The 8,100-nt window shown below is 50.0% G+C and carries 9 protein-coding genes and 4 pseudogenes; 7 read left to right on the forward strand and 6 right to left on the reverse strand.

The annotated features are described in order from the left end of the window. From QZ506_RS10160 to QZ506_RS10170, 3 genes and pseudogenes are all read left to right on the forward strand, one after another. The coding region (locus tag QZ506_RS10160; protein ID WP_291970883.1) for an IS1 family transposase at positions 1–97 on the forward strand (97 nt) is incomplete at its 5' end. 47 nt (positions 98–144) lie between these two features. Continuing rightward, positions 145–620 (forward strand): annotated as a pseudogene (locus tag QZ506_RS10165) (alpha/beta hydrolase family protein); the annotation flags it as partial. 75 nt (positions 621–695) lie between these two features. Further along, on the forward strand, positions 696–1,700 hold the full coding sequence (locus QZ506_RS10170; RefSeq protein WP_291970868.1) for an IS110 family transposase: 1,005 nt from the start codon (positions 696–698) through the stop codon (positions 1,698–1,700). 99 nt (positions 1,701–1,799) lie between these two features. On the opposite strand, the pseudogene QZ506_RS10175 reads toward QZ506_RS10170, so the two are convergent. Then, a pseudogene (locus QZ506_RS10175) lies at positions 1,800–2,067 on the reverse strand (IS1 family transposase). On the opposite strand from QZ506_RS10175, the gene QZ506_RS10180 reads away from it, so the two are divergent. Further along, positions 2,035–2,184, forward strand: a complete 150-nt coding sequence (locus QZ506_RS10180; protein WP_291970870.1) for a hypothetical protein — start codon at positions 2,035–2,037, stop codon at positions 2,182–2,184. The pseudogene QZ506_RS10175 and the gene QZ506_RS10180 overlap by 33 nt on opposite strands. A gap of 46 nt (positions 2,185–2,230) precedes the next feature. Here the strand turns inward: QZ506_RS10180 and QZ506_RS10185 are convergent, their stop codons facing one another. The 5 genes and pseudogenes from QZ506_RS10185 to ftsB all read right to left on the reverse strand — a co-directional run bounded on the left by QZ506_RS10185 (position 2,231) and on the right by ftsB (position 5,695). Further along, a complete protein-coding gene (locus QZ506_RS10185; RefSeq protein WP_291970872.1) occupies positions 2,231–2,842 on the reverse strand; it encodes a protein-L-isoaspartate(D-aspartate) O-methyltransferase in 612 nt (203 codons plus the stop codon). A 151-nt stretch (positions 2,843–2,993) separates the two neighbouring features. Then, positions 2,994–4,036: pseudogene (gene truD, locus QZ506_RS10190) on the reverse strand (tRNA pseudouridine(13) synthase TruD). 26 nt (positions 4,037–4,062) lie between these two features. After that, positions 4,063–4,560: a 2-C-methyl-D-erythritol 2,4-cyclodiphosphate synthase gene (gene ispF / locus QZ506_RS10195; protein ID WP_291970874.1), complete on the reverse strand. Its 498-nt coding sequence runs from the start codon at positions 4,558–4,560 to the stop codon at positions 4,063–4,065. Positions 4,561–4,618: 58 nt separating this feature from the next. Then, positions 4,619–5,329, reverse strand: coding sequence for a 2-C-methyl-D-erythritol 4-phosphate cytidylyltransferase (gene ispD / locus QZ506_RS10200; RefSeq protein WP_291970876.1), 711 nt, complete (start codon positions 5,327–5,329; stop codon positions 4,619–4,621). Between the two features lie 3 nt (positions 5,330–5,332). Further along, complete coding sequence (ftsB, locus tag QZ506_RS10205; RefSeq protein WP_291970878.1) at positions 5,333–5,695, reverse strand: cell division protein FtsB; 363 nt, start codon at positions 5,693–5,695, stop codon at positions 5,333–5,335. A 292-nt stretch (positions 5,696–5,987) separates the two neighbouring features. Here ftsB and QZ506_RS10210 point away from each other — a divergent pair, with 292 nt between their 5' ends. From QZ506_RS10210 to QZ506_RS10220, 3 genes and pseudogenes are all read left to right on the forward strand, one after another. Then, a complete protein-coding gene (locus QZ506_RS10210) occupies positions 5,988–6,758 on the forward strand; it encodes a basic amino acid ABC transporter substrate-binding protein (RefSeq protein WP_291970880.1) in 771 nt (256 codons plus the stop codon). Between the two features lie 191 nt (positions 6,759–6,949). Continuing rightward, positions 6,950–7,156: pseudogene (locus tag QZ506_RS10215) on the forward strand (IS1 family transposase); the annotation flags it as partial. A 52-nt stretch (positions 7,157–7,208) separates the two neighbouring features. After that, positions 7,209–7,979, forward strand: a complete 771-nt coding sequence (locus tag QZ506_RS10220) for a winged helix-turn-helix domain-containing protein (RefSeq protein WP_291970882.1) — start codon at positions 7,209–7,211, stop codon at positions 7,977–7,979. The last annotated feature ends 121 nt before the right edge of the window (positions 7,980–8,100 follow it).

Below are 8,100 nucleotides of genomic sequence, written 5' to 3' on the forward strand. Positions count from 1 at the left end.
GCAACGGCTCAATCGCAAGACGCTCGGATATTCAAAATCATCCGAAATGCACGATAGGATCATCGGTACTTACATCGAACGCGAGTACTACGTTTGATGCTACATCAACTCATTGAATACACGACCCTCTTCTGCGCTGCGCTTATGGTGGCGTGTTTCTGTAGTGCTTCAGCGATGGCGAACGACATGACTTACCAAACGTCCGCGGTAACCGAAGAAGGGTTGCCGGTGTTCTATCCCGAACTCAAACAGCAGCTCACCTATCCGGGATCTTGGCTGTCAGGCAATGAGAAGGATTTCGCTGTTTGGAAAACCGAGGCGCGCCAGAAACTACGGGCGATGTTGCTGAAGCAGTATTCGCACCGTGATTTTGCGCCAGCGACAATTGAGCGCGAAGAGCGAGATGGCTATGTCGCCGAGAAGGTGGCATTCAATATCACCGATAAAAGCCGGATGGCGGGGCTGTTGTTAACACCCAAAACGCGGGGCCGTATCCGGCGATCATCTTGTTGCACGATCACGGCTCGAAGTTTGATATCGGCAAAGAGAAGATGATCAAGCCGTGGGGCAACGCCGAGAAACTGGCATCGGCACAGGCGTGGGCCGATAAATTTTTCACCGTGCGTAATGAGTTGGTCACCCCCACTCTGTGAGCGGTACGCTGGCAGGGTGTTTTTCTTTCAGGAGAGGCCATCATGGAAAACGTTACTCTTATTGGTATCGATCTCGGTAAACATTCTTTCCACATTCATTGCCAGGATAAGTCAGGTAACGCGCTTCTGCGTAAGAAGTTTACGCGCGCAAAGCTAATGCAGTTTTTGGCGACGTGCCCATCCTCGGTTGTTGTCATGGAAGCTTGTGCAGGGGCACACTTTATGGCGCGGCGTATCAATGATAGCGGCCATGAAGCAAAACTTATCTCTCCGCAGTTTGTGCGCCCGTTTATCAAGAGCAATAAAAATGATTTTGTTGATGCAGAGGCGATATGTGAAGCTGCATCCCGGCCGTCAATGCGTTTTGTTCAGCCGAAAACTGAGGTTCAGCAGGCGATGCGAGCACTGCATCGGGTCAGGGAATCTCTTATCAGAGATAAAGTAAAAACCACTAACCAGGTCCACGGTTTTCTGCTGGAGTTTGGGATAAGCCTGCCAATCGGCGAGGCGGTAATAAAGCGACTGTATCTGGTGCTGGCTGAGCACGAAACCCCCGAATACCTGAGCCGTCTGCTGGTTAAGTTACATGCCCACTATCTTTACCTTGTCGAGCAAATAGCAGCGCTAGAATCAGAAGTAAATCAGTCAGTCAAAGCTAATGATACTGCACAGCGAATTATGACAATTCCAGGGGTCGGGCAGATTACTGCCAGCTTACTTTCATCACAGCTCGGCGATGGAAAACAATTTTCATGTAGCAGGGATTTTGCGGCTTCCACAGGGCTTGTACCGCGACAATACAGCACAGGAGGCAAACCGACTCTGCTGGGGATAAGCAAACGAGGTGATAAAAATTTACGCAAACTTCTGGTTCAATGTGCCCGCTCATTCATGATGCGACTTGAACATCAGCAGGGCAGGCTTGCTGAATGGGTTCGGGGGCAACTCGATAACAAACATTCAAATATTGTCGCCTGTGCTCTGGCAAACAAACTGGCGCGAATAGCCTGGTCAATCACAACTAATCACAATGAATATCAGGCCTGATGTTATATAGAACTACATCAACACACTGATTATTAAATAATTAAACATCAGTTACCTATCTGGTTTTGCGGGTTGTGTATTCAATGAGTTGATGTAGCGTCAAACGTAGTACTCGCGTTCGATGTAAGTACCGATGATCCTATCGTGCATTTCGGATGATTTTGAATATCCGAGCGTCTTGCGATTGAGCCGTTGCAATCGGTTACGCAGCGTCAGATGTGCACGCTCAATACGCTGTGTATACAGCTTGCTAACAATGTGTTTTACTTTTGGAAGTTCGTCGTTGTAAGCCCTGTAGCCATCCGTGTTTGCATGACTGACGACGGTAACGCTGATGGCCACTTTTGCCATAACAGTGTTTTTTCAAAGGAGATGTCTGTTCACAAAACGGGCATCTTACATCAACTTTAGCCACTGTATTCCACATCCAAAACCGGACATTTCACACTGCAATCAACATATTGAATACACGACCTTCTATTGAAATAAATCGTAACTGACTAATACCCATAAACGTGCTTGCAAAGGTATCAGGCTAGTTCGCCTTTGACCAGTGGAACAAATTTAACCGTTTCAATGGTATTAACCACAAATTCTCCACCGTGGCGTTGTATGCGCTGCAACGTTTGCGACTGTTCTCCCACCGGGAGCACCATAATGCCCCCTTCATCCAATTGCGCTATCAGCGCATTCGGAATTTCAGGTGCCGCCGCCGTCACAATAATGGCATCAAACGGGCCGCGTGACGGCCAGCCTTGCCAACCATCGCCGTGTCTGGTGGAAACATTGTGCAGGTCCAGTTGCTTCAAACGCCGTTTAGCCTGCCATTGCAACCCTTTGATACGCTCAACGGAAAAAACCTGCTTTACCAAATGCGCCAAAACCGCCGTTTGGTAGCCGGAGCCGGTGCCAATCTCGAGTACGCGAGACGCGGGCGTCAATTGCAACAGGTCGGTCATGCGGGCAACCATATAAGGCTGAGAGATGGTTTGACCGGAGCCTATCGGCAACGCGGTATTTTCATAGGCTTTATGCTCAAAGGCTTCGTCGACAAAACGCTCACGCGGCACAGCCTCGATAGCCTTAAGCAATCGCTCGTGATGAATGCCCTGCTGACGCAACAGTGTCAGCATCGTTTGCATGCACTTGTTCACCCTATCCCGTCAGCCTCAGTCGTGATTAACGTCTTCATGCCTTTACTCAATAATGGCAATGCCTTGCCGTGAGTTCGCACCTTTATTGCGTAGGTACTATATATAGGTGCTATATCGTTACTAGACCAGACACTGCATCTCAATCAGCGATATCCATCTGTTCAAGCGGAGTGATGAGCTCACGCACAACGCTGGTGGCAAAACTGCCTGCCGGTAGCCAGAAATCCAGCGTGACCGACGCATCATCCAGCCAAGACCAGCACATCTGCTGCGGATAGAGCAGCGCAGCGCGGCACGGCGCGCAACCTCCAACCGTTCACGACGCAGCAATCCAAGCAGCGTCTCGTGCCCCACCAGGCAGCGTTGTTCAAACGCCAACGCGTCACCCTGAGTGCCAGAATTGCCGTCGCCGGGCAGAGGTGCTTTCACGCACAGCTCACTGTTATCAACGCGCGTTTGCAGTGCCGCTAACTCGTCCTCATTTGCGACAAACCAACTGCCGCGCCCGGCCAGTTGCAGCGCATCACCCACCAGCACTTGCGTTGCCAACCTCTGACTCAAACGTTGGCTTACGATGAGATGTAACAGCGCGCTACGGCTGGCCGACAGATAAAAGCTGCGTTTACTGTGCTCGCTAACGCGAGTCTCGTCTCCGGCCAAACTTGCCGCCTGAATCAGGTTGTTGCCACCGCGACCAAAATGCTGACTGCCAAAGTAGTTCGGCACGCCCTGTTCGGCAATCGCCGCTAGCCGAGCTTCGACGGCAGCACGGTCGCTGATATTGCGCAGCGTCAGCGTGAACTGATTGCCGCGCAACGCACCGATACGCAGTTTGCGCCGATGACGGGCACTGTTAAGGATTTCACACCCTTCAAGCGCAAAAGCGGAGAAATAGGGTAACACTTTGCCCGGCACATGCAGGCAAAACCACTGCTCCGTAACCGCATGCCGTTCTTTCAAGCCAGCATAGCTCACGGCACGCGCGGGAATACGGGAAAATTTCGCCAACGCTTCAGCCACAAACGACGTGTTGCAACCACGTTTACGTACCTGAACCAGCAGATGTTCACCATCGCCGTCCGGTGCAAAACACAGATCGTCCACCACACGGAAATCACCGGCGCTTGCTTTGAGCGTTCCTGTCGCCTGCGGTTCACCATGCAGCCAGAACAGACTTTCCATGTTGAGCGTAGAGGGTTCTTGCTGCATTACCATGCGACCACTTCACTCCGTTCATCTTTCACCAACAGCGCAACCGCCTTGCAGGCGATCCCTTCTCCACGTCCGGTAAACCCGAGCTGTTCAGTGGTGGTGGCTTTTACGTTGACATCATCCATATGGCAGTGAAGATCTTCTGCCAGATTCACCCGCATTTGCGGAATGTGCGGGGCCATTTTCGGCGCTTGCGCAATGATAGTGACATCCAGATTGCCCAGTCGATACCCTTTTTCTTGTATCCGCTGCCACGCCTGGCGCAGCAGTTCGCGGCTGTCCGCGCCTTTGTAGGCGGGATCGGTGTCGGGAAACAGTTTACCGATATCACCTAGCGCCGCCGCGCCGAGCAGCGCATCGGTTACCGCATGCAGCAACACATCCCCATCAGAATGCGCCAACAATCCCTGAGGGTAAGGAATACGAACCCCGCCGATCACCAATGGGCCTTCGCCGCCCAGTTTGTGGACATCAAAGCCGTGACCAATACGCATGTGGTTATTCTCCTTGATTAGCGAATGGTTATGAAACATGAAACCGGTGAAGGGTACATCACACGCTTGGCGGTGCCAATCGAGCCAGGTAGAACTCGGCCAACGCCAAATCCTCAGGACGTGTCACTTTAATATTATCAGCACGCCCTGCAACAATTTGTGGATGATAGCCGCAATACTCCAGCGCCGACGCTTCATCGGTCACGATAGCCCCTTGTTGTAACGCACGCTCCAAGCAATCTTGTAATAATAACCGTGGAAACAGTTGCGGCGTCAAGGCGTACCATAAATTGCGGCGATCAACCGTGTGCTCAATCGCCTCACCCTGGCTACGCTTCATGGTATCGCGCACCGGTGCAGCAAGAATGCCGCCCACGTCGCAGTGCCGAACAAGCTGTAACAAGCGATCCAGATCCTGAAGGTGCAAACACGGACGTGCGGCGTCATGCACCAACACCCAGGGCGCATCATTGACCGCGCGCAAGCCGGCCAGCACCGAATCAGCCCGCTGTTTGCCGCCGAACAACACGCTGATACGCGGGTCTTGTGCCAACGGCAAGGCGGCAAAGCGCCAGTCGTCGGGGCTGATGACCACCACGGCACGCTGAATGTGCGGATGCTGAAACAACGCAGCCAGCGTATGTTCCAGCAGCGTTTTTCCATGGAGGGTGAGATATTGTTTTGGACAGTCGCACGCCATTCTGCTGCCGTTTCCGGCGGCGGGCAGAACGGCGACAACCTCAGGTAAGGAGACCAGCGGTTCAGACATGAGTTAACGTGATGTCATATGATTAGAAGACGACAGGGAGTTGGATGCGCCAGAATTCGCAGAGGAAGGCGCCGTCGCCGCACGACGAACGGATTGATCCGGCACCAGACGATAGAAGCTCTCACCCGGTTTGATCATGCACAGCTCATTGCGCGCACGCTCTTCAATGGCTTCTTGTCCACCGTTGAGATCGTCTATTTCCGCGAACAGCTGCTCGTTTCGGGCTTTGAGCTTGCCGTTGTTGCCCTGTTGGACAGCAACGTCATCTTTAACCCGAACATAGTCATGAATGCCATTTTTACCCAGCCACAACGAATATTGCAGCCAACCGAGCAAAATCAATAATAACAGCGTTAGCTTTCCCATCCCGCCCCCTGAAAAACCGCCTAATCATCCCATAACTTTGCCTTCGACTCCATATTATCAGGGTGGATTAGCACACAGAGGCACTTTCAACGCCGTAAAGATCCCAATAATCAGGATAGCTATTCATTTGCATTTTAGTAGAAATACGGCGTAAGGCGCCAATAATGGCAGAGATTCTGCGGGATTTTTACCTGCGAATAAGTTTAACCTTTAGGTCGAACTGTGTATTTTTATAAAAATAAAATGCATAAAACAGATGATTCATCTGCCACACTTTGATCTAGGAGATAACATGTTCAAACCCTTTTTGTTCGCTGGCACGCTGTTCGCGGCGGCATTTTCCACGTCTATCGCTGCGGCAGAACAAACCTATGTGGTGGGTGCAGGCGGTACCTATCGTCCTTTTGAATTTGAAAACGCGCAGAAGGAGTTGGAAGGATTTGATATCGACATCATTAAAGTGATCGCCAAGGCGGAAAATTTCTCCATCAAACTGGTCAACACGCCGTGGGAAGGGATCTTCGCTACGCTGAATTCCGGCGATCGCGATATCATTATTTCCGGGATCACCATTACCGACAAACGTAAACAGATGGTCGATTCATCTTCTCCGTACTTTTCGGCAGAACAGTCAATCGTGACGCCAAGGGACTCCAGCATTGGCGCAATTGCTGATTTGAAAGACAATAAAGTCGGTGTGGTGAACTCCAGCAACGGTGACGTGGTGGTTTCTGACGTGCTGGGAAAAAACAACACTGAAATCAATAGGTTCGACAACACGCCACTGATGTTGCAAGAGCTTTATGAAGACGGTATCGGTGCCGCCGTCGGTGATGTCGGTGTGATCAAATTCTATATAAAAACCCACCCGGAGAAGCAGTTTAAACTGGTGTCCGATGCCAAATTTCAGCGTCAATATTTTGGCATCGCCGTTGCTAAAGGCAACGATGCACTTCTGGGTAAGATCAATGTTGGCCTGAAAAAGATTGTTGCCGATGGCACCTATGCGCAAATCTATCAGAAATGGTTTGATAACGACGTTCCTGCCCTGCCTGCTCAGTAAACCGCCGTTTGCACGCTGACTCGGGGTCGTGTATTCAATATGTTGATTGCATTGTGAAATGTCCGGTTTTTGATGTGGAATACAGTGGCTAAAGTTGATGTAAGATGCCCGTTTTGTGAACAGACATCTCCTGTGAAAAAACACGGTTATGGCAAAAGTGGATCAGCGTTACCGTCGTCAGTCATGCAAACACGGATGGCTACAGGGCTTACAACGACGAACTTCCAGAAGTAAAACACATTGTTAGCAAGCTGTATACACAGCGTATTGAGCGTGCACATCTGACACTGCGTAACCGATTGCAACGGCTCAATCGCAAGACGCTCGGATATTCAAAATCATCCGAAATGCACGATAGGATCATCGGTATTTACATCGAACGCGAGTACTACGTTTGATGCTACATCAACACATTGAATACACGACCCTATTTCGTAAGGAATAGTAACAATGGAATTTCATCAATTTATATTTGAAGGTTTTTCTTTTCATAATGGTCAATTACTGACAAAAGATAAAGGCGCTATCTATTTAGCGCCGAAAGAGAGTGCGGTATTACTCTTTATGTTACAAAATGCACATACCGTTATTTCAAAAGATGCAATAATTGAACATGTGTGGAAGGGGGGATTGGTCTCCGATGAGTCATTAACGCGTTGTATTTATGTTTTGCGCCGCACGTTGGGTCACTCAAGAAAAAAAAGATTTATCGATAACATCTACGGCAAGGGCTATCGTTTTGTCCCTGAGGTTCAAGTCGCCAATCTCCCTGAAAAAGCGGTTCAACCGACCTTGACCGCGAACCACAATGAGATGACCGCCTTTGATGCTTCCGCTGAAAAGAGAACATGCAATATTGCATTGTTCATCTTTGAGATGCAGCATCGATACCAAGCTATTTCACTCCACGATCAACTGATTGATTGGTTGCATTGTCTGGATTTGCCCATTAATGTTGTTTCGTCTTGTCTGACGCGCAGCGTCCAAGATTACAGTAGCTACCTATCTGCAATCGAAAAATCACAGGCGGACTATTATATTTCCGGTATGGAAATTCGCCACGGTGAAAACTCTATCATCCGTATTGAACTGACTCGGGCAAAGGATCACTCGGTGTTATATCGAGAAGGAGTCCGTTTCACGAGCGATCACCACATCAATTACCGGTTGCTATGCAGGGCCATTCTGACGCTGTTGTCTGTGTCAGCGCCAGTGATATAAGACGGTAATTCACCATTTGGATTGTCCGCTCCACCCAACATGTTGTTTCCTTGAGGTTCTCACACCAGAAAGGACATCAGCATGCTGAGCAGAGAGGACTTTTACATGATAAAGCAAATGC

Source organism: Candidatus Symbiopectobacterium sp. (assembly GCF_020054415.1).
Lineage (GTDB): Bacteria > Pseudomonadota > Gammaproteobacteria > Enterobacterales > Enterobacteriaceae > Symbiopectobacterium.

Excerpts from the sequence above, each read along its gene's own strand:
- QZ506_RS10210 (WP_291970880.1), top strand. The coding sequence starts at position 5,988 with ATGTTCAAACCCTTTTTGTTCGCTGGCACGCTGTTCGCGGCGGCATTT.
- ispF (WP_291970874.1), bottom strand. The coding sequence starts at position 4,560 with ATGCGTATTGGTCACGGCTTTGATGTCCACAAACTGGGCGGCGAAGGC.
- QZ506_RS10180 (WP_291970870.1), top strand. The coding sequence starts at position 2,035 with ATGGCCACTTTTGCCATAACAGTGTTTTTTCAAAGGAGATGTCTGTTC.
- QZ506_RS10170 (WP_291970868.1), top strand. The coding sequence starts at position 696 with ATGGAAAACGTTACTCTTATTGGTATCGATCTCGGTAAACATTCTTTC.
- ftsB (WP_291970878.1), bottom strand. The coding sequence starts at position 5,695 with ATGGGAAAGCTAACGCTGTTATTATTGATTTTGCTCGGTTGGCTGCAA.
- QZ506_RS10220 (WP_291970882.1), top strand. The coding sequence starts at position 7,209 with ATGGAATTTCATCAATTTATATTTGAAGGTTTTTCTTTTCATAATGGT.
- QZ506_RS10185 (WP_291970872.1), bottom strand. The coding sequence starts at position 2,842 with ATGCAAACGATGCTGACACTGTTGCGTCAGCAGGGCATTCATCACGAG.
- ispD (WP_291970876.1), bottom strand. The coding sequence starts at position 5,329 with ATGTCTGAACCGCTGGTCTCCTTACCTGAGGTTGTCGCCGTTCTGCCC.